The 26,997-nt window shown below is 45.1% G+C and carries 16 protein-coding genes and 2 pseudogenes; 9 read left to right on the top strand and 9 right to left on the bottom strand.

Translation table 11 applies throughout. The features are described from left to right. Window position 1: 1 nt before the first annotated feature. Window positions 2-883, bottom strand: a complete 882-nt coding sequence (locus tag K7P76_RS06670) for a helix-turn-helix transcriptional regulator (protein ID WP_232184391.1) — start codon at window positions 881-883, stop codon at window positions 2-4. 205 nt (window positions 884-1,088) lie between these two features. On the opposite strand from K7P76_RS06670, the gene K7P76_RS06665 reads away from it, so the two are divergent. Next, window positions 1,089-3,557 (top strand): alpha-L-rhamnosidase-related protein, encoded by a 2,469-nt coding sequence (locus tag K7P76_RS06665; RefSeq protein ID WP_232184390.1) that lies wholly within the window; start codon window positions 1,089-1,091, stop codon window positions 3,555-3,557. Between the two features lie 59 nt (window positions 3,558-3,616). On the opposite strand, the gene K7P76_RS06660 is transcribed toward K7P76_RS06665, so the two are convergent. Then, window positions 3,617-4,549: a response regulator gene (locus K7P76_RS06660; protein WP_232184389.1), complete on the bottom strand. Its 933-nt coding sequence runs from the start codon at window positions 4,547-4,549 to the stop codon at window positions 3,617-3,619. A 6-nt stretch (window positions 4,550-4,555) separates the two neighbouring features. Then, window positions 4,556-5,845 carry a sensor histidine kinase gene (locus K7P76_RS06655; protein ID WP_232184388.1) on the bottom strand — a complete coding sequence of 430 codons (1,290 nt, stop codon included), beginning with the start codon at window positions 5,843-5,845 and terminating at the stop codon, window positions 4,556-4,558. A gap of 179 nt (window positions 5,846-6,024) precedes the next feature. Here K7P76_RS06655 and K7P76_RS06650 point away from each other — a divergent pair. Then, window positions 6,025-6,159, top strand: a pseudogene (locus tag K7P76_RS06650) (glutamate:protein symporter); the annotation flags it as partial. A 197-nt stretch (window positions 6,160-6,356) separates the two neighbouring features. On the opposite strand, the gene K7P76_RS06645 reads toward K7P76_RS06650, so the two are convergent. The 3 genes from K7P76_RS06645 to K7P76_RS06635 form a co-directional block, all read right to left on the bottom strand. Then, window positions 6,357-7,964 (bottom strand): sensor domain-containing diguanylate cyclase, encoded by a 1,608-nt coding sequence (locus tag K7P76_RS06645; protein WP_232184387.1) that lies wholly within the window; start codon window positions 7,962-7,964, stop codon window positions 6,357-6,359. 356 nt (window positions 7,965-8,320) lie between these two features. After that, complete coding sequence (locus tag K7P76_RS06640) at window positions 8,321-8,815, bottom strand: CBO0543 family protein (protein WP_232184386.1); 495 nt, start codon at window positions 8,813-8,815, stop codon at window positions 8,321-8,323. Then, on the bottom strand, window positions 8,812-9,303 hold the full coding sequence (locus K7P76_RS06635) for a CBO0543 family protein (protein ID WP_232184385.1): 492 nt from the start codon (window positions 9,301-9,303) through the stop codon (window positions 8,812-8,814). Before K7P76_RS06635 ends, K7P76_RS06640 begins: the two co-directional genes overlap by 4 nt. Window positions 9,304-9,489: 186 nt before the next feature. On the opposite strand from K7P76_RS06635, the gene K7P76_RS06630 reads away from it, so the two are divergent. Continuing rightward, window positions 9,490-12,246: a discoidin domain-containing protein gene (locus K7P76_RS06630; RefSeq protein WP_232184384.1), complete on the top strand. Its 2,757-nt coding sequence runs from the start codon at window positions 9,490-9,492 to the stop codon at window positions 12,244-12,246. A 3-nt stretch (window positions 12,247-12,249) separates the two neighbouring features. Here the strand turns inward: K7P76_RS06630 and K7P76_RS06625 are convergent, their stop codons facing one another. Beyond that, window positions 12,250-13,122 (bottom strand): helix-turn-helix transcriptional regulator, encoded by an 873-nt coding sequence (locus K7P76_RS06625; RefSeq protein ID WP_232184383.1) that lies wholly within the window; start codon window positions 13,120-13,122, stop codon window positions 12,250-12,252. A 173-nt stretch (window positions 13,123-13,295) separates the two neighbouring features. Here K7P76_RS06625 and K7P76_RS06620 point away from each other — a divergent pair, with 173 nt between their 5' ends. The 6 genes and pseudogenes from K7P76_RS06620 to K7P76_RS06595 all read left to right on the top strand — a co-directional run bounded on the left by K7P76_RS06620 (window position 13,296) and on the right by K7P76_RS06595 (window position 23,498). After that, window positions 13,296-15,266 (top strand): alpha-amylase family protein, encoded by a 1,971-nt coding sequence (locus K7P76_RS06620; protein WP_232184382.1) that lies wholly within the window; start codon window positions 13,296-13,298, stop codon window positions 15,264-15,266. 209 nt (window positions 15,267-15,475) lie between these two features. Further along, window positions 15,476-15,622, top strand: a pseudogene (locus K7P76_RS33630) (transposase); the annotation flags it as partial. 878 nt (window positions 15,623-16,500) lie between these two features. After that, window positions 16,501-17,430, top strand: coding sequence for an ABC transporter permease subunit (locus tag K7P76_RS06610; protein WP_232184380.1), 930 nt, complete (start codon window positions 16,501-16,503; stop codon window positions 17,428-17,430). A gap of 17 nt (window positions 17,431-17,447) precedes the next feature. Beyond that, window positions 17,448-18,329 carry a carbohydrate ABC transporter permease gene (locus K7P76_RS06605; RefSeq protein ID WP_232184379.1) on the top strand — a complete coding sequence of 294 codons (882 nt, stop codon included), beginning with the start codon at window positions 17,448-17,450 and terminating at the stop codon, window positions 18,327-18,329. A 99-nt stretch (window positions 18,330-18,428) separates the two neighbouring features. Then, window positions 18,429-20,219, top strand: a complete 1,791-nt coding sequence (locus tag K7P76_RS06600) for an extracellular solute-binding protein (RefSeq protein WP_232184378.1) — start codon at window positions 18,429-18,431, stop codon at window positions 20,217-20,219. A 108-nt stretch (window positions 20,220-20,327) separates the two neighbouring features. Continuing rightward, entirely contained in the window at window positions 20,328-23,498 is a 3,171-nt protein-coding gene (locus K7P76_RS06595; RefSeq protein ID WP_232184377.1) for a hypothetical protein, read from the top strand. A gap of 73 nt (window positions 23,499-23,571) precedes the next feature. Here K7P76_RS06595 and K7P76_RS06590 read toward each other — a convergent pair whose 3' ends face one another. Continuing rightward, window positions 23,572-25,161, bottom strand: coding sequence for a response regulator transcription factor (locus tag K7P76_RS06590; protein ID WP_232184375.1), 1,590 nt, complete (start codon window positions 25,159-25,161; stop codon window positions 23,572-23,574). Further along, window positions 25,139-26,959 carry a sensor histidine kinase gene (locus K7P76_RS06585; protein WP_232184373.1) on the bottom strand — a complete coding sequence of 607 codons (1,821 nt, stop codon included), beginning with the start codon at window positions 26,957-26,959 and terminating at the stop codon, window positions 25,139-25,141. Before K7P76_RS06585 ends, K7P76_RS06590 begins: the two co-directional genes overlap by 23 nt. Between the last annotated feature and the right edge of the window lie 38 nt (window positions 26,960-26,997).

Genomic DNA, 26,997 nt, shown 5'->3' with positions numbered 1-26,997 from the left:
ATTACTGAATAAACTGTTTGCGGAACACGCTTGGCGCCATGTTTTCCAGCTTGCGGAACGTATGGGAGAAATAAGTTTGATGGTGGAAGCCAACTTCCATTGCTATTTGTTGGATCGGAAGAGTGGTATTCATCATTAACAGCTTGGATTGCTCAATACGGTATCGGGCCAAGTACTCCAGAGGGGAGCAGCCGAACGCCTGTTTCACGCACCTGGCGATATAAACCGGATGGAAGTTGAATTCCTGCTGTAAAACTTCATTTGTTACTTCCTGACGGTAATGGGTGCGCAAATAAATGGCGACTCGCTCAGCGAGCTGAAGAGCAGTCGATTTCAGAAATAAATCCTGTTCCTCGGCCAATATTTTCAACAAATTTTGCGTATGAATCTGATGCTGCCACCGTGCCCAAGAGCGGGGCTGCTGCTCCAATTGATTCAACTCGTTCAGCAGGCTGTAGACGGTTTCCGGATTTTTCAAGGTCAAATATTGCGGAAGGCTGAAGCTGAAAGGGCGTGTGACGAGCCCCTGCTCGATCCGGTAACGGTCTTCTTTCTCTTGATTCGTATAGTCGGTTGCAACGGCGTTAAGATGGTCGCTCCAATGAGCAGATGTGTTGAAATGAAGCCAGAAAAAACGCGTATCGGCTTCCACTGGTTTGGTCGAATAATGGGATTTGTCCGGCCTCAGGATGAGCGCCTGTCCTTCACCGATTGACCAAGACTGGCTTTCTTCCCCTATATATAGCGTCCCCTTGCTGACGACGAGCAGGTCGAACAGGCCGATGTTGCTGCGGTCGGGATGGTTATCCCCGGGTTTGAAAAAGGTTTCACCCGAGGAAATGTAATAGGGAAGAGGCGGGGCCATGAAGTAAAGAACGGACATATTGCTCACCTTCTTCGTAGTTTCATATCTGTATGTTATTCTGTTTTCTCCTAAGAAACAACCTTTAATATTCAGGTATTTGTGTTATTAGATGTGGTTTAAATAGTTAATCTTTTAGTTTAGAAACCGTCTATGATTTGCAAGCACGGAATTTATAATAAGGCTAGAAATGAAACAACAAATGCGAAAGCGAGAGCGATGTTCAATGAAAGAGTATATTTTAACCCCCTCTTCAAAACAGATCTTTGCCAATGCCGTTCACTCGACAAGCGGCGAGGTGCGGGACGCGGAACATATCCGGAGTGCCGATGGACAAACGGCGAAGCTGGTTTATCCCGAAGGAGGGGTGAAGCCGGCTATCCTGCTCGATCTAGGTCCTTCCGCCCCGGGAGGATATCCCGTATTCAAAGTTGCCGGACAGACAGGCAATCCCGTTCTGAGAATCGCTTATGCGGACTGGTATGAGTGGATCGTCGATCCTGTACACGGTGAGTATGGGGATTTCAGCAGGGGATCATGCACTTATTTGGGCGTGGAGCTGCCCGTTCCGCCAGCGAATCCTTATCGTTACGAGCTATACACTATCCATGGCCCGGGCATGTATATAGCACCGATGATTCAAGGGCAGCAGCGCTGGGTGCTCATTCAGCTCGATACGGAAGGCAGCAGCGCGGAGATCGAGTATTTCCGCCTCGAAAATGTATCGGATATGTCACCTTATAAAGGCCATTTTCTATCCAGCGACGAGGACTTGAACCGACTTTGGTATGCAAGCACTTATACGGCTCAGATCGCCTCGTTCCCTAATGTCGATGCCTGGACGATTGTCGAGGGATGGCTGATTCCACGCAGATTGGCTAAAAGCAACGATGTCGGATTGAGTGTGAAGGGAGAGGAGTGGAAGGATTACCGGTTTAGCTGCGAGTTTGTCATCCGCAGAAATCCGGGTCCCGTCTCCGCCGTCGGGTGGGTCATCCGGGCCAAAGATGAGAATAACGGTTATGTGGGACAGATCGATCTGGATAGCCGGCTGCATCTATACAAAAGGATCGACGGCGTATATGTACGACTTAAGCCGGTCGTTGAACTGTCGGTAACCATTACGGATGGAGTGACGTACCGTCTGGAGATCAGGTTGGATGGACCTCGAATAGACACCTATTTGGATGGGCAGCTCATGGATACGACAGTGGATTCAACCTATTCGGAAGGGAAGGTCGGGTTCTGCCAGCCACTCGATAAATGGGCGTTGATCCGCGATGTCCGTGTAGAAGCTCGCGGCGGAGAAACATTATTCGCGGACGATTTCAGCGGCGATTTGAGTGGTTGGTCTTATGCGCAGACGGCTTCGTTTATCGCAGACGGCGCCAAGCGCGACCGGCTGCCATGGCTGGGCGATCTGGATTGGGCGGGACGGAACGTCTACTATGCGTTCGATAATTACAGCTATATGAAAGATACGATTAATATGTTTGCCTTCCATCAAACGCCTGAAGGTTATATATGGGCGGTCTGTTACCCCGAAAATCGGGAGAAGCCCGGGATCGGGGAATACGGATATTATCAATCCGACGAGTTTTCCGCATGGTTTGCGCCCGTACTGGCCGATTACGTCCTGTTTACCGGGGATTTGGATCTGGCCCGCGATCTTTATCCGGTTGTCCGCAAAGGATTGGACTACTTATGGAACTACGTGGAAGGTGACGGTCTGTTCTTCCAGCGATACGAGACGTCGAAGGGAATTTGGGGACATATTCTGGAGCGTACCGGTAAAGGGGCTTATGTCAATATTCTCGTGTACGACTCGTTTATGGAAGGGGCTTTCCTTGCACGTCATTTGGGAATGGATTCGGATGCAGCCGATTATTTAAGTAAAGCGTCCGTAATTCGGAAGGGCATCAATGAACATCTGTGGGATCGGGAGCAGCGCTGCTTTGTTGAACTTAAGGGAAGCAAGGACTTCAATTTCTATGCGAATGCGCTCGCTATCGCGATTGGATTCCCGGACCGACAGCAGGTGGATTCCATTGTTTCAAAGCTTAAGGAAACGGATATGGGTAAATATCAAAGCTTGGCAATTCGCGGCAAGTTTCATTATCATCACGATGAGGACGCGATCGGACGAATCCGCAAGCCCGGCGGCGGAGTGGATTGGATTGGCGCTCTGCACGATTGGCGTGGACCTCACGCATCCTGGGAATGCATGATTTATCCGCCGCAAGGGCTTCCGCCCGGAAAAACCTGGGGAGATTCGTCCCACCCGGACGCGGCAATGGCGCATTTATTGTCTGGATATGTGTTGGGCGTCCAGCCGAAGGAGCCAGGATTCAAAGCCTTCGAGGCAGTGCCCCATACGTGCGATTTGCAGTGGGCGGAAGGAAGCGTGCCGACGCCGCTCGGAGAAATCCGCTATTCATGGAACCGGTCGGATTCGGAGTTTAGGGCTTCGTTGGAATCCCCTGAGGGGACGACTGCCGTATTGGGCATTCCCAAACCAGAGATGGAAGCCTACACCATTTATCTTAATGGGCAGGCGATTTACCATTCCGTCGGGAAAGCATCTGAAACTTCGGATAAAGGGATTGGCATTGACGAGGATGATCGCTATATTTATTTGAGGGGCTTGAAGCCAGGCAATTATGAGATTGAACGAAAGCCTATTGTTAATAATTAAATGAAGTGTCTGTTACTTCCGAAACAACTCGAACGCTATAGGTTCGAGTTGTTTTTGCACTACAGCTGTTTACTCATCAACTGTCTTGCTTCCAAATACAGCACTTGAATGAACTTTTTAATGTTTAGCCGAACGCTGGATTGTTTGGGGTCGATGCCGTTTTCGATTTCGATCATTTTTTTGCGGACTTCCGTGAAATCGAAAAACTTGGAGGCGTAATTTTCAAATTTGGCATTCGAATAATCTGTCAAACCGAGTGAAGCCAAATGATTCAAAGCTTGAATGATAACCCGACGTACCCGTTGTTCCGCCGCTTTCGTTTCTTTTTTCAATATTTCCTGAGCGGTAGATTCCCTTAATTTCCTTATGGCTATACGATCAAACAGATGCTGGAGGGAAGGGAAGCCTAGCTCCAAGGCATTTTCTTTTTCCAGAGCGTACAGTTCCTCCAGCATGTCTAACAAGTCTTTGCAGCCCGCTTCGCCGATCATGCCCAGCTCGGATAAAAGAAAATTACCTGGCGTAAGGATGTTTTTGGCGGCAGGAGGATGACCGCTTGGTACTGTCCCTTGACCGATGCCTAACCCGGCTAACGACCTTTGGATCTCTTGAATCGAGTTTTGCAGCTTCATCCGTTCGCTGACTTTCTGAATGACCCCGATTACTTCCAACCGATTGATCGGCTTCGTTATATAATATTCGATACCGAGCGAGTAGGCGCTGCCAACCATGTCCTTAGATTCCACTTGCGAGATCATGATGATTTTACCGCTGAATGTTTCCGCGATGAGACGCACCGTTTCGATGCCGTCTCGAAGGGGCATTAACAAATCGATCAATAGAATATCGACTTCTTTAGCTGCCAGCAGACGTCCGTCCACATAAACTCCGTCCACCGCTTCACCTGCAATATCGCCCAAATCCTCCTCTTCGATGATTTGCGCCAACATGGAACGAACAGCCGGATCGTCGTCCGTTATAAAAAAACGCATATCCCGTCATCCTTTACTTTTACTGATTAGGTTATCAATTGGGAGCCGCAGTACGAAAGTTGTCTCGGTTTCTCCGTTATGGCTGCTGCGAAAGCCTACCTCTCCTTGCAAACTTTCCGCTAGTTCTCTCACATAATTTAGCCCGATACCTGTCGAGGGGTTGCCCGACACATCGTATTTCGTCGTAAATCCGGGCTCGAATAGCGCTTCGCGAATTTTGGGAGCAATCCCCGGTCCGTTATCGTGAACCTCGAACAGCAGTAAATCTCCCGCACGATGGGCCGAAATCGTTATAGTACCTTCAGCTTCGATTGATTCAACCGCATTGGCCGCCAGATTATTAAGAAGCGATAGTAAGGTATTTACCGGATATAAAGGATGCGTTCCTTCGATCTGTAACCTGAAATCAATCGTTTTACCCAACATTTGAGCATATTTGCGGTTTGTTTTTACAACGATATCGCCTAGCTCTTGAACCGGCATCACTTCGGTTACGCTCTCGCTGGAAATAATGTTGGAAATACCGGCATAGATGCGTTGGTTGTCCTTCTTGATTTCATGGATTTGGCCGGCAATTTGCAGCGCGCTTCTGGCCAACCGCTCACCATCGGTCAAAGAGGCTTCATCCTTTAATCGTCGGTATAACGCATAGCTGTCTCTTGTAATGCGCTCCGCATCTTGTTGCGTTTTTTTTAATTGAATCGACTCCTCGTACAAGTGGGAAATAAGCACGATCATTTGTTCATACTGCTGTTGTTTTTGCCTCTCCGCCGATTGTTGCTCACGATGCTTTACGAGGGTGAACAAGCCGATGACGCTGAAGCTGCGAAATATCGCGATCAGCACGATTTCATTGATTTGGGGTATCGTCATATGTTCAAGCGTAACCGGGGAGCGGAATCGCAGTTCCACGACATTGGCCGCAATTTCGGCCACGACCGCAAGTAACCCCATAATGAGCGGGCGATGCCCGAACCGATCAATTCGAAACAAATGAAACAGCAAGGAATACGTCAAGTAGTAGAAAAAAGCAGATTGATGCGCATGCAATGCTGGGGCAAAATGAAGCTGGCCATAAATGATTACGTCGGCGACAATGCGAAATAGAGGCACGCATATGGCTATAATCGTTCCGAAAACTAACGTATGAACGTAACGATTCCACAGCAAACAGAAGAAAAATGCCGCGGTAGCCAAGCTGACTCGGAAATTATTGTAGAACGGGTAAAACTTGAATTCTCCGGTTAACGATATCACGGCGGCCATACCCATCAAGATTAATATCTTTTTCTTCAATGTACAGACCCTTCCTTGATTCATTTTTTGCCCTATCCCATTTTTATTATTGACCATTGAATCGAAAAAAATGTAGGATTTTATAGATTTTACTAGGAGTGAATTTATGATCTGTTTTACAGCGCGATAAAACAAAAAGAAAGCGCTTAAAAGCTGAAGAGGTAATAGGACATGAAAAGCTGATGGCGAATATCTTTCAGCCAGGTACGGGTCTTCACCATGAACAACTCGTCAAAACGGATATCACGAAATACGTCCAAACGGCGGAAAGCGTACAAAGCCACGGCTTTGCCGATACATTCGTCAATATTGTGTCGGCGGCTTGAAAGGGATAGAAGCAAAACGATGTCAATAGCTAGCGGTTCGCGTAGCCCGGGTCTGTATAGCGATTGCCGAAAAGCCGGACAAGGCATACACCTTAACGATTAAGCGCAATACGATTGCCGTCATTTCCGATGGAACAGGCGGCATATCGGACAGGCGTCGCCCGGAAAAGCATGCCGGATACTTATCAATAAGCTGACAACCTCATATCCGCAATAATTGTCCGGTTTCTTCCCGATTCCTTGGCTTTATACAAGGCTTGGTCGGCCAAATGAATGAGTTCTTCAACCGAATCGAGGATCGAAGAATATTGCGCGATGCCCTGCGAGACTGTAATCGGCTGCCCGACAGGATTGACTTTTTGCTCTAGCATATTGTGAATTCGTTCGGCCACAAGATAAGCCTCCTCGGCATCGGCATTTGCTATAAGCGCAATGAATTCTTCGCCTCCAAAACGACAACACACATCGCCAGGTCGGACGCAAGAAGTCATAATGTCCGCGAAATGCTTCAACACTTCATCCCCAACCTGATGACCGTATGTGTCATTAATGGCTTTAAATCGATCGAGATCCATCATAATAATAGAAAAGGAAGGTTGATCAACAATCCATTTAGCTAAAGTTGCTTCGAGCGTTCTTCGGTTTGTTAGCCCGGTTAATGGATCTGTCATTGCATCATGCGTCAGTTGGTCAGTTTGTTTTTGTATATCCGTTAATGCATATCTTATTGCCTTTGATAACAAATCGGCTTCTCGATTCCAATGTTGTTTTGCTGCAGGGAGGTCGACTTTTTCTCTACCGATTTTACTCACAAGGTCGGCCAGAGAAACGAAAGGTCTCGCCAATCTGTGCGCAAGCGCTATGACTACTAGCATTAATAACGCAAACGGAAGCAGCGTATATAATAGAATCGTTTTTATATGACGATTCAATTGTTCGTAGACGACGCTGATCGGCGACACCACAACTACGCCCCAGCCATTTTCCGGAACATTAACGTATCCCGCCAATAAAGCTTCTCCCCTCAAATTGACCATTTGTTCATAACCGTTTTGACCTTGAATCAGCTTCCTTACGACTTGATTGGCGCTGATATCTTCCCCTATTCGATTTTTATATTTATGGAACAGCGCATGACCGTCAGATCCTACTATGTAGAAGTAGGACCCTATATTATCCGTCGGGTTGCTCCCGAAGATCATATTTAAGATGTTGTTTTCCTGAAGATAAATTGAGCCTCCAATATATCCTCGGTATATCCCTTCCTTATCGTATATCGGCTCGCTCATAAATACGATGAGGCGTTTGGTAGTTAAGGTTATGAAAGGTTTGGAAAGGTAGGGCTTCTTCAATGCTAATGCGGTCTTCGATGCTTCCGTTGTAATATATTTTCCGGCTGAACCGATAAATTTCGGAGATACGTTTCGAATTAGCCCCGTTTCATCGACCACGGCAATGGAATTAAAATAGTTGCTGCTATGACGCATTAATTCCAGCTTAGAAAATACGTCATCCGCATTCATTGAGTTCAGATTCGAGAAGACGCTTGCGGAATATTGCAGGCTGCTCCGCATGGATTTAAACAAAGAGTCTATGGTCTGACTCATTTTGCTTGCGCTTGTATAATTCAAAGCGAGCGTAGTGTCGATTAATGATTTTTTTTTCGATTGATAGGATGCAACGAGAAGAATCGTTAAAGTCAGCAGAACAGAGAGGGTAACCAGTCCGGTTAAGAGCGTGGCTAGACTAATCTTCTTCCATTGGTTCGTTTTTATTTCGCGCTGCAAAGGCATCGGATGACCCCCTTGTGTTCTAGAGTGATCGACGTAATTCGACATAATACCGCAATTTCTAGTTTCTATTATATACCAAAATACCTATAAATGCTGTAAGAAACTCCCTATTTCCATGTCGAAAGGCATAATTTTGTGAGTCTCGATTTATTTGTATACTTAGGCACTGGTCTATTCTCCTTGCAAAATGCCATGAATAGGATAATTAGGCCTAGAATGATCGGAAATCAAATGAAGAAGAGGAGGAGGCATCCGTTAGAGGGTATTGTTTTTAGAGAGTCATCCGATGTGGATTCACTGGCGAAGCTTGATTTAATAAAACGCTGGACCATCTTTAACCAGATGATCCAGCGTTTTTATTCGTGATTTTCTCCAATTCTAACTTGGGGTACGCTTACGCTAAAAAACCATTTGCTGAAGATGCGCGACATAACAAACGTGATAAACAAAGTTATCCACGTCCAGTACCATGCCCAGTGAATGTAATCGATCAATTTCGTATTTTTTTCGATAACAACTTCTACAATCGTAAGTATTGTGCAGTACGAGCCGTAGTAAAACAGTTTGAAACCAATACTTCTATTCTCTGGAAAACGCGCATTAAACAATCCGCATACGACGGGGTAAGCCAAATACTCAAAAGTGAAGCTAGTCATGTTTGCCGATGCAAAACAGCGTACCGGATAATCGATCCATCCTAGCTGAACCACAACAAGGCCGATAAGCCATGTAATCACCTGCGTAAACAATATTACGAATTGTGCCAACCGTAATTTCTTACGCGGAATAAAGAAAAAGAGGGAGGACGTAGTTAACCATACGGCAACGAGTATTATCCATTCCATCTTCATCGCGCCGTACTCCGATCTATTTTAAATACTCCGGGCTTAAAATACCATTTACAATAAACGTTGGTTAACAAGAAGATCAGGAAGAAATCAATCCAAGTCCAATACCAGAAATAATTCACGTACTCGATGAGATTTGTGTATCTTTCAATCATGACATCAACCATGGTAAGGCCGGAGATCCATGCAACCAAATACGGAAGTCGCAGGAGCTTTCTAGAATGGGGTTCATAAATGAAATAAAAGGCGCACATCAAGGGGTACATCATATATTCAGATGTGAATAGCAGTTTCGTTGCTCTCGGAAACTCCCGAACAGGGAACGCCAGCAGCCCGAACTCTACGTGAAGTATGCCGTTCAGCCATGTGATCGCCTGACAGGTTAACAAGACTACAATGGCTTCTCTTCGTTTATGCTTTGGAATAAACAAAACGACGGCAATAATACTTGCAATCCAAATCATAATAAGAACCCTACGTTCTAATGTCATACGCCGCACTTCTCCAATCGGGAATACACTCCCTTATTTTCCCCAATGTTCCAAAATGCAAACACCCGTAAAAAAGAGAAGCTTTCCGAATTTCCGCGCCTATATGCGACCAATTCCTAGCAGTACAATTAAGGGGAAGCGCTTACAATAAGCGGCTTCAAATCATACAGCGAAGGAGACGTGGTTATGAAAAAAGATCGAAAGGAAAGAGGAGGCGCGGTTATGAAAAAAAGGTTTCTGAAGTCTGGGTTGTTCGTTTTGTCGGGTTTGGTTATCGCAGGAGTAATGCCTTTAACGGCGAGCGCCGGTGGAACCGGATCCTTCGAGGTTGGCGCTTATTGGCAGCCGCCGGTCTATATCGGAGCCGACTATAATACGAACGCGAACTGGGCGAATATCGCGGCTGCGAACATCGATACCATTACGGCGGTTCGGGTTCCGAGCGGGCAAACCCTCAACAAGAGCGCCAACGAAACCGGCATTGCCAACAGCTCCGCGAATAACGTAAAGCTACTAGTCACGGATTCGGACATTTATGGCAAACCTATTTACACGGCTGCAGATATTACTGCCTTACAGAATTTATTGACACCCTACAAGAACGATGCCCGCGTGAAAGGAATCAACTTTAAGGACGAACCCGGCGGGTATGAGATGGAGGGCTACGCTAACGCCTACAAGGTGGCGAAGGCATTCGCCCCCAATTTCGATTACTATGTGAACATGCTGCCCAACCACGGTGCATCTTCTCCTCCGGGTAAATTAATCCAGTCGAATTCCGGAGCCTTAGGCAACGGGGCCTATGTGAGCACTGCCAACAGCGTCGGCCAGACGATTACGATTCCGGCCGGCATCAGCTATATCGACGGAATCGACATGTACATCGATTCGTTGCAATGGTCTTCGAGCGAAACGTTAACTTTGAAGCTGTGGAATAGCACAGCCAAAACCTCGTTGCTCGGGCAAGCGGCGATAACCGGGAACGGCAGCGGAAGCGCTCCGGATTTTCATCGTTATTTCCGGGTAGCAGCTCCCGTAACGCCAGGCGGGACTTACTACATGGAGCTGACCCATAACGGAGGCGGCGATAATTCCGTAGGCTGGGTCGTGCGTTCGACCGGGGATGTGTATGCCGGCGGGAGCGCTTATGAGAGCGGCGCGGTCAAAACTTACGATTTTAATTTCAGACTGTATACTTCGCGTGACAACTATGGTTCATCTTATGAGAATTATTTGGACGATTGGGTTCAGTACAGCGGCGCGGATTTTATTTTATACGACAATTACCCGTTCAGGGGAACGAGTTCTACCGATACCAACTCTTACTTCCTTAACGCTGAGCTCGTCCGCGGCCGGGGACTTGCGAATCAAGTTCTTTATGGTGGATTCATGCAAAGCGTAGAGGTTCGGAACTCGGCCGGTGATGTTGCCTTGCGGGCTCCGTCCCTGAATGAAATGCGCTGGAACGTATACACCATGCTCACATACGGTTTCAAAAAAATGTATTGGTTCATCTATTGGCGTCCGGACCCTGCCGGTGGAGAGTATTTCTACAACAGCCCCGTCGATTCCAATGGAACTCAACTAAGCAACTATGTTAACGTTCAGACGCTCAGCTCGGAAATGCGCAAGCTTGGAGCAACGTTAAAAGATTTGACTTCCGTGCGAGTCTATCATACCGGAACGTTGGCATCGGGAACTAAAGCTTTGCCTGCCGATTTCTTCGTCAAGCCGGCGGATTTGAGTCAGCCGCTAGTGTTTGGTTATTTCACGAACGCAAGCGGGCGCAAATACGTGATGATAACGAACCGGGATTACACGAGCAGCAAAACGCTGAATTTCAATTTTAGCCCGAAACCTTCAACGATTACGGAAATCTCTAAGTCAACGGGCGCGGAGGTAAGCGTACCGGGCTATAATTCGACGACGGGAGTAATGAATCTGACGCTAAGCCCCGGAGAAGGAAGGCTGTTTGCGCTCCCGACGGGTTTTGCTCCTTACAGCAACTTGGCTGCAGAGGCAACGGTAACCTCCACGAGCTCTTATGAATCGACTGTTGACGGATGGGGAATGGGGAAAGTAAACGATGATCAGCGCAATACCATTGCATCCCAATCTGCAGGATGGAGCAGCAATGGCAATACTGGAGCCAATCATACGGAGTCGATAACCTTCGACCTTGGTTCGGTTAAGCCAGTCGAAGAAATTGAATTATTCCCGCGTAATGATGCCGGCAATGTCGGGCAAGGCTTCCCGATCGACTTTACGGTTAAGACGGCGACAAGCGCAGCAGGACCTTGGACGACCGTTCTCACGAAGACGGGCTACCCGCAGCCGGGAAACATCGGCCAATGGTTTGCCGTAACACCGGGGACGGCGCGTTACGTGAAGGTCGAAGGCACCAACCTTAGAAGGATTACGACGGAGGGCGGTCAACCGTACCGGATGCAATTTGCCGAGGTTGAAATCTACGATTCTCCCGACTATGCAAAAGGCGCTTTGGTTAGCGCATCAAGCTCGGTTGAGAATGCTGACTGGGGTGCGTACCGCGCAACGGATCGGATACACAACTCCGTTGCCGGCAGTGACGGTTGGACCAGCAACAATAGCTTAACATCCAATCATACGGAATCGATTACGCTTGATATGCAAGCAATGCAAACCATTAGCCGCGTCGATCTGTTCCCTAGAAATGACAACGGGCAAGTCGGCATGGGTTTTCCGGTTAACTTTACGATCCAAGTGGCGGCCAGCCCGTCCGGTCCTTGGACGACCGTCGTGACGCAAACGGGTTACGCGCAGCCGAACCATCTTCCTCAAAGTTTTACCTTTACCGCTCAATCCGCAAGGTACGTTAAAGTAGAGGGAACAAGCCTGCGGCAAATTACAACCGAAGGCGGCCAGCCTTACCGCATGCAGTTCGCGGAAATTGAAATTCGCTAGAAATCAGACTACGCCCTGCCTATGCCTGCGGTAAGCGCTCGGAGTCATACCTGTTTTCTTGCGAAACAGCCGGATAAAATAGCTGTAGTCCTCGATTCCGATGTGCTCGGCGATTGACGGTATCGGCACATCCGTGTGGATAAGGCTTCGTTTGGCTTCCTCTATCTTCAAATGGTTGACGTATTGCAAGGGCGTCATTCCGGTATGCTTTTTCAAACATCTAGTCAAATAGTCGAATTGGAAATGGAGCTCCTGCTCCATTTCTTTCGCTTTAAACGGGGCATTGCGTTGGCGCATGAGATAGCTTTCGATTTGTTTGGAATGGAGCAGCGACTGCGAAGGTTTGGAGGACTGAAAGAGCCACTGCTGCATATGGGCTAACAATTGGGCGAGAAGACTTTGCAGCTGAAGGGCGTTTTCTTGGCAAAGCTTGCTTTGGATATTCAGCATTTCGTTCATTATGGGAATCAAGGGCGTTGCGTCGAATGGAGTCCATTTGGGAAGATACATCCACTGCTCGTGAGGCGCATTATCGTTATCCGTACCTTGTTGGATGATAGACGACCAAGGGATATGCTTGTCCGATATTCGTTCTGCCCGATTCGGATGGATGAAATGAAGCCAGTAAATATCCGTCTCCTCGTCGCATGGGCGATGGCCAAAGTGGGTAAGTCCAGGCTCAAGGATCAGCAAATGACCTGCTTCGATCGCGTATGGAATATCGGTTTCCGTCATATACAGCGTACCTTTCAAGACGATAAGCACATCGTATACTTGAAAATTTCGTTCGAAATGCTGGCCTCCGGGTTTCCATGTGCCATGACCGATCGTGATGAATTGCGGAAGCGGGGGGATCTGAAGTTTAATACAGTCCATGATTCATCCTCCTTGCGGGTACATTCCCTAGATTCATTGTAAATAGTTAAACCGCCGTTGACTACTAATATAGTCGATTTTGTCCTATAGAATGTCGATACAAGATCTATTTCAATCCCGGTGAAGCGGTTACAGTAGAGTTAGAAATTACTCGGTCTAAAGGGGATATCGATATGCGATTTAGACAGGTTCATTTGGATTTTCATACTTCCGAGGCTATTCCCGGCATTGGCAAGGATTTCTCAAAACAGCAATTTCAGACGATGCTCATTAAAGGGCACGTAGATTCCATTACGATTTTCTCCAAATGCCATCACGGCTGGGCTTACCATCCCTCCGAAGCTAATGAGCAGCACCCTGAGCTGAATTTCGATTTGCTCGGGGCAATGATCGAAGCAGCCCATGAGATCGGAGTTAAAACCCCGGTCTATCTTTCCGCGGGACTCGATGAGAAGCTGACACGCCAGCACCCTGAATGGCTCATTCGGAATATCGACGGTCATACCGTTTGGGTAGACGGCTTCATGAAACCCGGCTATCACGAGTTTTGCATGAACTCTCCCTATTTAGATGTTCTCTTGGATCAGATTAAGGAAGTCGTTACGCGATATGATGCCGATGGTATTTTCCTGGATATCGTTGGCGTGCGGACATGTTACTGTCACTATTGCGTGAACGAAATTAGGAGCCAGAACAAAGACCCAAGGGATCCATCCGTGATGAGCGAGCTTTGGGAGCGAACCTACGCGAACTATACGGCTAAAGTTAAGGAAGTCATTCATGAGATCAAGCCGGGCTTGGGCATTTTCCATAATGGAGGCCATATCCGCAGAGGGCGTAGAGATATGGCTTTGATGAATACCCATCTGGAACTGGAATCGTTGCCTACGGGCGGATGGGGTTATGATCATTTTCCATTGTCGGCTCGGTATGCTCAGACTCTGGGCATGGATTTCCTCGGCATGACTGGGAAATTCCATACCTCTTGGGGAGAATTCGGAGGATACAAGCATCCCAATGCGCTTCGATACGAGACTTCGTTAAGCATCGCCAACGGCGCGAGATGCTCGATCGGGGATCAATTGCACCCTAATGGACTCATGGACGAGGCAACCTATGCGTTGATCGGAGCCGCTTATAAGGAAGTGGCCGACAAGGAGCAGTGGTGCACGAATGTGCAAAATATAGCCGACGTCGCATTGCTGTCATTGGAAGCCGTAGGTGCCCATGCGACGAGCAACCAGTCCGATTTCACGGGATTATCCGATGCCGGTGCGGTTAGAATGCTGCTCGAAGGCAAAATATTGTTCGATGTAATCGACTTAGAGGTCGACTTCAATTCCTATAAGGTTATTATTCTTCCGGATGATGTTTTATTGGCATCGGAGCTTGAGAGCAGGCTGAACTCCTATTTAGCTGACGGAGGCAAGCTGCTGGCCACTGGCAAATCAGGGCTGCGCCAATCGCGCGATGCTTTCGGCATTGATCTCGGAGTAAAGTGGATCGGAGAAAATAAGTTCCGCCCCGATTATTTCAAGCCGGGATTTGCTCTGACAAGCTTGCTGAATGCCTCTTTCATTATGTACGGCCAAGGTCAACGAATTGAGCTTGACGGAGGGACAGAGCTAGGGCGTAGAGAGGATCCTTATTTTAACCGCGATGCGTTTACGTTCTGCTCGCACCAACATACGCCAACCTCTCATAATGATGGCGGGCCAGGTATGGTGGAAAGCGACAATGGGATCTATATCGCTTGGAATATTTTCGAAGATTATGCCACTAAAGGCAGCCTTGTTCATAAAGAAATCGTGCTGCATGCACTCAATCGTCTGCTTTCGACTAGGAAAACTTTAGAGACGAATCTTCCTGCGCAAGGAATTGTAACTTTACAACAACAGCCGCATGAGAATCGATATATTAACCATCTGCTTTATGCAACGCCCGTCAAACGGGGCAATGGAGTTGAAGTCATCGAGGATATTGTGCCGTTGTCGAATGTAAAAGTAGCTTTGAAGATTCCCGGCGCCGTCCAAGACGTGTACCTGGCGCCGCAATTGACGAAGCTGGCCTTTGAACAAAATGATGGCGTACTGCACTACACGGTTCCTCAATTGGAATGCCATCAGATGGTCGTGATTGAGTAGAACATCATAAATGTCCCTGCAGCCTTCTGGCTGCGGGGACATTTTTTACATGGTGGTTAGGGTTAAGATTTGATTCTTATTTTCAAAAGAGGCTTTTAACTTGAATCGCTACGGGTTCAATTCCCCGCAGCTTGCTGCGTCAGTAACTTAGATTTAGATTTTGAAGTATAAAGAGCACAAAAGAGAAAAGTAGAAGGAGACGCTGTGATTTGAGCGAGTATATCCATAAATCACACAACGTGTCGGTGCTTATGTATCATTTTGTATGTCCAGCAAAGTACAGAAAATCGGTATTGAGCAATGAAGTAGATGAAACGTTGAAAGATGTATGCGTTGAAATATCGAAAAGATATGAGGAAGTGACAATAAGAAATTACGTCAAGAAGCAAGGTGTAGAAGAACAGGGCAATCGCATTAGCCGCTGTCTTGATGGAAACACCGAAGCCTACCAAGGTTTCCCTTTCCTTCCGCCGGCGAAAGTGCAATGTTTTTCAACCTAATTTGCTTTGATCCATGGTTGAAAAGTACATTAACGATGTTTTTCATCGTTGTTGCTGTACTTGTGCATCTGAAGCGACTGTTTTTGCCCCAAGTAGGATGTTTTCCATCGTTATTCATTCACGTTTATGGTTCAAGTTCCTATTAGCGATGTTTTTCATCGTTGTTGCTAACCGCATATTTCCCGAATAGCTGGTTCATCATTCTAATGCGATGGCCCTGTGTAGAAGAAGAATACGTAAAACTACATGAACAGTTTGAAGGAGAGCAATTGACCTTATTCTAAGTGAGCAAAGCGAATCCACTAGATAAGATACCCCGCAGCTTGCTGCGGGGAGAATTTAATGTTGAGAACAATTGCTTTCATCTGATTAACTCCCTCGAATGGTCTTTTCAATATAAGTATCGGCAACCTGACCATCAGGTTGAATCACTGGAACACGAATTATGCGACAACCATTGCCGGGATACCGATCGCCGAGCCTGGAACGGATCAACAGTTACTGGTGATTATTTCAGCAACTACTACTTATCCGTATGAGTTGAACAACAACTGAAATGAAGGCATTTTTCAATTCGCATTACACTCATGCATAGCATTCCTCACTCTATTATGGTAAATATGAAAAACTTTAATCTCTGTTGTAATGTTGACTTTTTAAACTTTAAGCAAATGCCAGAAACCTCTATTGTTAGTATTAGAAAGAGAAAGAGGTGCGACAGCATAATGCGATTCATGGTCAACAGAAATGTGGCGAGGTCCAAAAACAGATGGTTATTATCTGGAAAGGCAACACTCCTGCTAATGGCAGTTCCCTGTTTTGTCCTCTTGGTTGCTTTTGTATATTTGCCGCTCTGGGGCTGGAGCATTGCTTTTTTTGACTACAAAGCCGGTTTGAAATTCTCGCAGATGGATTTCATGGGTTTTAAGAGTTTTACGTATATGTTCAAGCAGCCGAATTTCGCCAACGTGATCAGGAATACTCTTGTAATGAGCGGGCTATACTTTCTGACTTCGCCCGTCCCCGCGATTTTCGCCATTCTATTGGCAGAAATGAATTCGAAACGGGTGCGGCAATGGATTCAAACGACAACAACGCTGCCATACTTTATTAGTTGGGTGCTGGTCTATGCCGTATTCTTCTCGCTGTTCTCGGTCGGTGACGGCATTGTCAATACGCTGCTGTTGAATTTCGGCTGGATCAAGCAACCTCTTAATCCTCTTGCGAATCCACACATCGTATGGTTTTTTCAAACAGGGATCTATCTTTGGAAGAATCTTGGGTTCAGCGCCATTATCTATATCGCGGCTATTACTTCGATTGATCCTGAATTGTATGATGCAGCCTCGGTAGATGGCGCAGGACGTTTAAACAAGATAAAACATATTACGGTACCCGGTTTAGTATCGACCTTCCTTACACTTCTACTGCTGGGGATCGGAAATCTGTTGAACAATGGCTTCGAGCAATATTATCTGTTCTATAATGCGATCGTTGCAGATAAAATTGAAGTTTTGGACTACTTCATATATCGAATAGGCATCACAATGAGCGACTATTCCCTGTCAACAGCAATTGGAATTTTCAAAACGCTCTTCAGTATTCTCTTGATTACTGTAGCCAATATGATAGCGAAGAGGGTAAGAGGCAGCGGTATTATCTAATGAAGCGAGGTGAAAATATGAGAGTAAAGAGCATTGCATTTCATTCTATAAATTATGTGTTATTTGGTTCTTTCGCTTTTATATGCATTTATCCCTTCTATTATCTGCTGCTGGTTTCAGTCAGCAACTCTGACGCAGTGTCGTCAGGTCTTGTTGTCCTATGGCCTTCCGGGTTTAATGTGGAAGCGTACAAGCGAGTATTTGTCTATAAAGGAATTACGGAGGCTTTCTTCATTTCGGTTTCCCGGGCACTCGCCGGTACCGTGGTAACCTTATTTTTCTCCTCCATGTTTGCCTATGTGCTTACGAAGAAAGAGCTATTCGGCAGAGTTTTTATGTATCGCTCAACGGTATTTGCCCTATATATCAGCGCTGGCTTGATTCCTTGGTTTATTACAATGAAGCAGTTGGGATTAGCCGACAATTATTTGCTCTATATTCTGCCCACCGCGATCTCTCCGTTCCTACTCATTCTTATCAAAACTTACTTGGAGCAGATTTCTCCGCATCTGGAGGAATCGGCGATGATGGACGGCGCAGGATATTTTACAGTTTTCATGTGGATTATGATGCCTGTCTCTGTGCCCGTGCTTGCTGCTGTTGGCGTGTTCAGTGCGGTTACACAATGGAACTCTTGGCAGGACAACTTCTATCTTGTCAACAATCCGCATCTTCAGACAATCCAATTGATCCTGATTAACTTTCTAAGAGAAGCGGACGCATTCTCGAATCCCGCCAATATGAACGATCTGTTGGCGAATGCAAGCAGGCAGAGAATCAGCCCCTTCTCCCTGAAGACAACGATTGCAGTCGTCTCCATTGTACCTGTTATGCTCTTCTATCCGTTCCTGCAGCGTTATTTCGTCAAAGGGATCATGGTTGGAGCCATCAAAGGGTAGAGTTCAGCCCAGCTTTATTCCCATGTTGGATGATTCACGAGTTCGATAATCTGACAGGTATAATAAAGGTTGCAAAAAATGAGACTAGGAGGAATTAGATTGAACAGAAAAAGATTTTTGAACACGTTGTTTGCAAGTGTAGTTGCGATTTCCATGCTTATAACGGGGTGTACGCAGAAAAATTCTAAACCACCTGAGGTGTCTGCAACCCCTGGGGAAAATGCGGCCGAAGAAAATACAGCCGCTGCTGCCAAGGAGCCCATCACATTCTCGATATGGCCGGTGATGTTCGCGAACAATATTCCGTCCGGCATTCAAGAGGATCCCGTGGCGAAGGATATCGAAGCTAAGCTGGGAATTAAGATGAATATCGATACGCATCCTACGGATGAGAAGTGGAAGGCGTTGATGGCCAGCGGTGATCTGCCGGATATCATACTTGCTCCAGCAACTGATATGGTCACGCTGATCAAGAGCGGACAAGTCATTCCGCTTGACGAATTGGTGGACAAATATGGCGGAGATATTAAACAGAACGCTTCGGAAATGTTGAAATACAGCCAAAAATACTTAAGCAATAATACGGGAGACACTTATTTCCTCAGCAGCGGGGTAGAACCCGTAAATCCTGCGATTACTCAAACACCTTGGGGATTGCTCGTTGGGCCCTATCTGAGATGGGACTATTATAAGGAATTGAATTATCCTGAAATCAAAAATTTCGATGATTACATCAATGTCGTAGCGGATATGCTGCAGAAGCATCCAACCAACGAAGAGGGCAAGAAAAATTTCGGCTTCTCTCCTTGGTTCGATGCGCAAGGGGTTCTGTTTCAAACAAACACTTTTACAGGATATGTACTGGGCAAGGAGGGATCCGGAGGAGCATTAGTGCTGGAATCCAATCGTGACGGGTCGGATGTCAGGAATATGTATACGACCGAAGACAGTATTATGTGGCAAGGTGTAGAGTTTTGGTACAAAGTGAAACAGAAGGGTCTGATGGATCCGGATGCGTTCACCCAGAAGAACGAAAATGCCCAGCAGAAGGCGAATACGAACCAGGTTCTTGCCAGTGTATTCAGTTGGCCGTTAGCGCCGACCAACGGCTATCTGAAGGGCCTAGGACATGACGGCAAAGGATTCACCCCAGTGCCGATTCCCATGATTGATGCCAAATACGCTTATTCGATACCGACTCCGACAGGGCTCAACGGCCGTTCCTGGGCAATTACCAAGAATGCCAAAAATCCGGAGAGGGCAATGGAATTGATCAACTATTTCTTTTCCATTAATGGGGCAATGACGATCTATAACGGAGTAGAAGGAACCGATTGGGTACTGGAGAATGGCAAAGCCGTGTTAACCGAAAAATTCCGCCAAAATAATGGAGATCCGGATGCCGCGGTCAAATACGGCTACAACAAGTACCAGAATGATGTGGGATTGGGACCGAACTTTATTAACCCGGCAACCAATCAGAAGCTCAATCTTCTGAATGAGAAAGAAGAGGAGAAGCTGGCGCTCGCTTCCAAAAATGCGGTTGAAGCCGACTTTGTGCAATACTATGGCAAAGAGGTAGCATCCGAGGTTCTTCCAAAAAACAGGGTGTCGGGAGACGCATTCTCTACATCGATGACAGGATTCATCAATTCTTTCATGCCAATCGAGGTGCCTACGGACATCAAACGGCAAGAAGGTGCGCTAACTGCTTATATTGAGAAACAATTGCTTAAAGTCATGCTGGCCAAGGATGACAATGAATTTAAGGCTTTGAAGCAGCAAACGATTGATCAGGCCAAAAAAATGGGTGTGGAAGCGCTCTACGATTATTACAGTGGGGAATTCGCCAAAGCGCTTGTGCAAGCCAAAGAAATTATTAAGTTCTAAACAATCTTACTGATTATATGATCTTACGTTACCACAAAACCGACTCGTCTGTAATAAACGAGTCGGTTTTGTGGGCTTGGCAGTGCATTGACTAAGGAGGTAATGAAAATGGTAAAAATGTATTTTACGCGTTCTTTTAAATCATTAAAGGTCAATAGAATACTACTTGCATTTTTGATTATGGCCATGGTGCTTACTTTTGTTCATGTACCTGCAACTAAAGCTTTTGATTACTCTGATTGGACTAGAATAGACGATAACGAATCCAGTATAACGTATTCTTCGGGATGGGGCTACTCGGATACATTATCAGGCCGTTACAATAATACAACGCATTGGTCAAAGTCTTCAAGTAGTTATGCCCAGTTTACATTCGAGGGAACCGGCTTCAGAATAATAGGAGAAACTAGTGATGGTCAAGGCAGCATGAGTATATATATTGATGGGGTAAAAATAGCTGATACCAATAATTATAGTGTAAACCCCAGAATGCAACAAGTTCTGTTTGAAGAGACCGGGCTTGGATATGGACAACATACAGTCAAAATATCTATATCCGGGAATAAGGATGCTAATTCCACAGATTACTATGGATGTATAGATGCAATTGACTATTATCAAAAATGGTCAACGATTGATGATAATGACTCCAATATAACGTATTCATCAGGATGGGGCTACTCGAATACATTATCAGGCCGTTACAATAATACCGCACATTGGACGCCCACTGCCAATAGTTATGCCCAATACACATTCACAGGGAGTGGGATCAGGTTAATTGGTGAAAGAAGTGCAGATAAAGGAAAGGCTGATATCTATATAGATGATGTTTTACAGACAACCATAAGTGCATATTCAGCAACACCATTAATGCAGCAAGTGTTGTACCAAAAAACGGGTTTATCTTATAGTCAACATACGATAAAAGTAATAGTCAAGGGTGAGCATGAACAGAATTCAACAAATAACTATGTTGCTATAGATGCATTTAAGTATTTCATTCCTGAACATATTGTAACAACCCAAAATGAAAGCAGCTTGATTAGCATTACATCACCTACCAATACCAGTATCTCGGAAACATATGTAAAAGTACAAGGAACTGCATCTACTGATATAAAAATACCAATGTGGTATGAAATAAGATATGGTTCACATGATGGTGCTTTAGGCGATTACGGTGCATTCCAGGCGAAATCAAACTGGGCTTTCATTGCCAAGAATCTCAAGGTAGGAAATAATTATGTAAAAGTCTTTGGTCAGGATATACATGGGAAAATAAATGAGAAGCATATTGTGCTTACCATGACTCTTTCACCGGCGCCGTCGGTTCGACCACGACCTCATCCGGCACAAATATCATGGGGTGGTGTCGGAGATAACAAGTCACTTATAGACCACCCGGACCAGTGGACATTTGTGCAAAAATATCTTGACGTTTTTATGATGCACAAAGCGGCGTGGAGATATGATATACCATTTTCAAGCGAGATGACTCCTGAAGTTGTTCAAGATTTTTATAAGATTCTGGAGCCATATTATACAAATTTCAAAAACGAAATTGATGGGACAACGGCAGCTCATTGGGTTCCAGAGGGTCAGAGCCCCACCTTGATTAACGGATGGGATAGTTACGAGTGGCATACCATGTTTGGTGTTCCGGGATCCTACAGCGGCACGATGGCTAAATTTCAGAGAGATTTATCAGTGGCATATGCAGATATATCATTTGATTTTATCTTCAATATACACAAGCTTTTGATGAATAATCCGAGTATGACTCATACTCAGGTTATTGATAAGTTGATATCATTATGGAAGCCTGTATATCAAAAAATATACGATTATTACCCGTATACACACCTGCAATTAACCAATAGTCCCATCTACTGGAGTTTTCCGGGTTATGACTATAATTATGGGCCGAATATATTGGATTTTACGCCGTTGTATGATTTGAATAATTTAAGTTATCTTGTTGAAGACAATTACAATAGTCCACGAGGTAATCCGGTATTGGTCAATGGTAATCAGGTAAGCTGGTCATTCACAATTGATGAAATCATGCAGGCATTTATGGATATGCAACAGGCTATAGCGCCAAGCAAGCCTTTTGTATTTTCCACTGATTTGCCGTATCATTTTTGGGTTAATGGCGGTGCAGGGACAAGAAACAAGGTATTGGCTTATGAACAATGGCTTCACAACCATGGTGCGCTTCATGAAGTAATAGCTAACGAAGACTATGACGGATCTCAAGCATTGGCTGACAGTAATCCGACTCAGTGGCAGCAGAATTTCTTTAATGGCAGTTTTAACAGAATGGTAGAGCACCAGAAAATCGGAGGACGCGCTGATAAATATGTATTTGAGAGTTGGGAATGGTCTTCGACTGATTATATGCCTACAAGCGTAGTGCCTGAAACCACAACCTACACCTATACGAACCTGGCAAAAAAGGCAATAAAATTTCTTAAAGGAATAAAGGATATAGATGGTAATCTGGAAGCACTGAACCTGTCTGCAAGTGAGAACTTAAATGGATATGATGTAACGATAACGAATAATGGAGACATGGAATGTTTGCCGGCTATTGTCGCTTTTGAGAGCGGGGATAGTGCAACTTCAGTTATATGGACAGACCCTTCCGGAAACGATATTACGGATAAAATTAAAAGTGATGAAGGCTGGGTATATGGCAATACATTGCCTGCAGGCCAGTCTATAACCATCCATGCCAGAGTCGCCAGCGGCACATCAAAGCAGATAAGTGTTGAAGCGTTCTGGAATCCGCAGGATCCAACCGGTGTTGTTCGGGATAGGGTAAATTTCTCTATATATCCAGGTCAATTAAAAGCACCTGTAAATCTTTACACTTTAATAGGTACCAGCAGTCCAGTGCAAATAACAACAAATGATGTAGCAGCTGAGAAGTTTAGCGCAACATCCCCATTTGCAGCGATAGACACATTCTGCCCGAGTTGGGATAATAATATAGGCAATCTGACCTTAAAGCTGTATGCATGGAATACGGATTACGCTACAACTGTAAGCGGGACGCCGATAGCTCAAAAACAATTCGTCAACTATATCGACAATGCATGGCTATATATGGAATTCCCTACTCAGAATCCGGGGGATTATCTTTGGACATTAAGCAATCCTTCAGAAACGGTTGGCGTATGGAAATATCCATCAAGTGATAATTCTGCGGTTGCTTATTGGAATGGCTCGACTACTTCCGGTGATTATATGAGCAAATATTATCCTATATAAACAGACCCGTACGTCCGGCTCTGTGAGAGGCTCATGCAATTGCGCATGGGCCTACTCGATTTGTCAAATATACTTAATCTTTGCGAAAGTGTGTAGGGGAAATGCCGGTCATTTTCTTGAAAACGGTATAGAAGTAATTGGGGTTGACGTAACCTACTTGTTGGGCGACATCAACGGCCTTCATTGCCGGATACTGTCGCAGCAGCTCTACCGCTTTTCCAATCCGGATTCGATTCAAGTAATTGTTAAAAGGCTCTCCGGTTTCCTTTTTAAACAAATAACCCAAGTAGACGGAATGAATATGATATTCTTGGGCAAGCGTCGAGAGGTTAATGTCTTCCATATAACATCTCTCTATGTGGGAAAGTATTCTTTGTATGAACGGACTTTGCTCTTCATTTCGATGTTCCAGGAAGTCGAATGTTCGTTGTAATAACTCTTCAATCCAGACCTGCAGCTGATCCAGCGTGGGTTTCTCCAGCGTATTCTGTACGAGGTCTTCGAAATCGTGCAGCAGTATCTCAGAATTGGGAGAATGCATTCGGATCACAAACTTGATCTGAAATAAAATTTCCATGAATAATTCCCGTAAATACTTGGGGTTGTTCAGATTCAGGCTCATAAATTTATTGTAAATCGTTCTAACCATTTGGATTGTCTCTTCTCGATTTCTCCCTACAATCAATTCATGGAGCTTTTTGAAATTGATATTTAATTGGTTCTTCAGCTCTACGGAGTCGGGTTGAATATCGTGAAAAAACAACACCGTGTTGGGAGGGAGAACCAACTGATAATCTTCCATTTTTTTGGCGTGTGTATAGCTGAAATGGGCTTCTTCAAGTGAATATTGAACGCTGCCGACCATAATAAACACATCAATACCCAACAATTGATTAATCTGAACTATGCATTCGTTTAGTTCATTTCTTAGAATCGGATAGTCTATCTCCGAATTGACTTGGGAATACACAATAATTACTTTTCCGGATGGGTCGCAATAAGTAATAGCGTTGTTATGAATGGATGTAATTTCATTGCATATATTATGGACGGCAAATTGAAGGAGATTTTTATTGGTTATTTTTAGCCTCTCTGTTTCATGGGAAGCGGCGGTAATAGGGATAACATGAACAGTGAAGTAATTCGCTTCAGGCAATACAATATTAAGGAAGGCTGCTCTTTCCAGAAGCTCCTTCTTCTCGATATTCCCCATCAACCACCGGTGCAAAATGTTATCTCTTATTATGTTTTGGCCTTGTCTAAATTCAATTTGCCGAAACAATTCACTTTCAATTTTTTGTGTGGTGGTTTTCAGGGTCGAAACCATTTCGTTCTCGGATATTGGTTTTAATAAATAGTTTTCAATGCCGAGCAATACAGCTTCTTTCGTGTATGAAAAGTCATTATACCCGCTAAGTATAATAAATTTGGGCGTATTTATATTCATTTTCTTAATGTTGATAATGAGCTCCAATCCGCTCATATCCGGCATGCGCACATCCGTAATGAGAATATGGACAGAATGCCTGGACAAATAAGAAAGCGCATCCAACGCATCATAACAGGTGTGAACGATATCGAGGCCGAGTCCCTGCCAATCGATCAGTTTCTTCATGCCTTCCAGGATGAATGGCTCATCATCAACGATTAATACCTTGTACATACAGGCTCAACTCCATTCTGTTCATCGCTGGAAGTGTAATAATAGCTTTGGTTCCCGTGTTCCTCTCACTTTGCAGGCTTAGTCCGAATTCCTTGCCAAACATAAGCTTGATTCGCTCGTTTACATTCAATAATCCGATGCTTTTGGTATTGGAGATCGATGTGTGTGCTAATTGTTCTTGAATTTCCTGCACCTTCCAATCCGGAATGCCTCTGCCGTTGTCTTCTATGATAAACATCAGCTTGCCGTCCTGGCATTTGCAAGCGAGAGAAATCAAATTATCGGGATTTCTTTGCGAGAATCCGTGGATCACATAATTCTCGATCAGAGGCTGGAGCAAATGGTTGATACATCCATAGGGGAGGATGTCTTCACTGACATCGATTGAATAGGAGAACAGCTTCCCGTATCGGATTTTGAACAACTGCAAATATTGTTCGACGTAACAAATTTCTTGTTCCACGCTGATCACAGATTCCGATTTTATGGTGCTCTTGAACATTTCCGCCAAGATGTAGATCATTTGTCCGGTCTCCTTATCACCGCTCGATACCGCTCTCATTCGGATCGCTTCCAAGGTGTTATAGAGAAAGTGGGGATTGATCTGCGTTTGGAGCGCTGTTAGCTCAGCCTGCTTCTGTTTCAATTCGGATATATAGCTTTTCTCGATATGCTCCATTAGATTGGCACTCATTCGGTTGAGGCTGAGGGCAATTTGGCCGATCTCATCCTCTTGGTTCTGAACCGGAATCTTGAAGGCGAGATTTCCTTTGCGCAATTCCTTAATCGCTTGAATAATGAATTTGATCCGTTTCGTCAGGAAGAAGGAGCTGACAATAATTAAGGCGATGCACATTAAGATGCTTAGAGTGGTAAAAAGATAAATAGCCATTCTCATTTCCTTGACCAATGCGCTTATATTTTTCTCCGGAATGATGCTGACGGCCGTCAATCCGCTTTTGGATGAACGCAACGTTTTGATCAGGTTGGATTCCTGGCCTATCCGTACTTTGTCAGATAAGGGTGCACCATTTCCCCAGTAAGGGAATTTGGCTCCATAATATTGAGCGTCAGAATCATAAACAACGTCTCCATTATCGGCGATAAGCAGAATTTGGCTGTTCAAGCCCGAATTGAAATTGGCCAGCATTTTATTAAAGCCTTGAAGATCGAAATCGCACAATAAAATGCCGGCATTCCGATCGTTGTTTCTTGAGGAGACATTCATCGCCAAAGTGAACACAAGCCGGTTATTGTCCAGCAGGTAATCTGATAGTTTGGCTGGGTAGATGTGGATCAGCGGATTACCGACAGGGTCATTCAATTCCAACTGTTCCGGGTAGGCGAATTCTTGCTTGGTGTAGGTGTTGGGAAGAACTTTAGAGTACTGATATAGTCGTTCCTCGGGAATTTTGTAGAACGACACCGCAGTCATATCAGGATCTCTGGAAAAGGCGGAATTCATATAATTGTCGAAGACCGGTTTCGCATTGTAGAATTCGGCGGAATAGGGAATGAAATCTTCGTTCAGGAAGTTAAAGACATCGGCAATGAACGTTTTATCCATAAAGGCCTGATAAAGAATAGTCTGGATAAGCTTATATTTGCTATCCATATATTGATTGACATTGTACATAATTACATCATTATACTGGAACTCTTTTGTTGTCATATGTTTGCTGATGATGTTGCCGATAACCAAAGACAAGAGGATAGAGGTGACGATGATAATACAAATGAAGGACAATAGTAATTTGTTTATAAAATGATTCCGGATGTACTTCTTAAATATTCTCATATTATCAGAATTCCTTTACTTAACTTATTATGAGTCAA

This window comes from Cohnella silvisoli (assembly GCF_021190915.1).
GTDB lineage: Bacteria > Bacillota > Bacilli > Paenibacillales > Paenibacillaceae > Cohnella > Cohnella silvisoli.
Note: the sequence above shows the minus strand (reverse complement) of the source record. Positions and strands in the feature narration are given on the sequence as shown.

Coding starts and splice junctions, on each gene's coding strand:
- K7P76_RS06605 (WP_232184379.1), top strand. CDS start 17,448: ATGAGAGTAAAGAGCATTGCATTTCATTCTATAAATTATGTGTTATTT.
- K7P76_RS06625 (WP_232184383.1), bottom strand. CDS start 13,122: ATGGACTGTATTAAACTTCAGATCCCCCCGCTTCCGCAATTCATCACG.
- K7P76_RS06585 (WP_232184373.1), bottom strand. CDS start 26,959: ATGAGAATATTTAAGAAGTACATCCGGAATCATTTTATAAACAAATTA.
- K7P76_RS06610 (WP_232184380.1), top strand. CDS start 16,501: ATGGTCAACAGAAATGTGGCGAGGTCCAAAAACAGATGGTTATTATCT.
- K7P76_RS06645 (WP_232184387.1), bottom strand. CDS start 7,964: ATGCCTTTGCAGCGCGAAATAAAAACGAACCAATGGAAGAAGATTAGT.
- K7P76_RS06620 (WP_232184382.1), top strand. CDS start 13,296: ATGCGATTTAGACAGGTTCATTTGGATTTTCATACTTCCGAGGCTATT.
- K7P76_RS06630 (WP_232184384.1), top strand. CDS start 9,490: ATGAAAAAAGATCGAAAGGAAAGAGGAGGCGCGGTTATGAAAAAAAGG.
- K7P76_RS06590 (WP_232184375.1), bottom strand. CDS start 25,161: ATGTACAAGGTATTAATCGTTGATGATGAGCCATTCATCCTGGAAGGC.
- K7P76_RS06595 (WP_232184377.1), top strand. CDS start 20,328: ATGGTAAAAATGTATTTTACGCGTTCTTTTAAATCATTAAAGGTCAAT.
- K7P76_RS06660 (WP_232184389.1), bottom strand. CDS start 4,549: ATGCGTTTTTTTATAACGGACGACGATCCGGCTGTTCGTTCCATGTTG.
- K7P76_RS06665 (WP_232184390.1), top strand. CDS start 1,089: ATGAAAGAGTATATTTTAACCCCCTCTTCAAAACAGATCTTTGCCAAT.
- K7P76_RS06640 (WP_232184386.1), bottom strand. CDS start 8,815: ATGAAGATGGAATGGATAATACTCGTTGCCGTATGGTTAACTACGTCC.
- K7P76_RS06670 (WP_232184391.1), bottom strand. CDS start 883: ATGTCCGTTCTTTACTTCATGGCCCCGCCTCTTCCCTATTACATTTCC.
- K7P76_RS06635 (WP_232184385.1), bottom strand. CDS start 9,303: ATGACATTAGAACGTAGGGTTCTTATTATGATTTGGATTGCAAGTATT.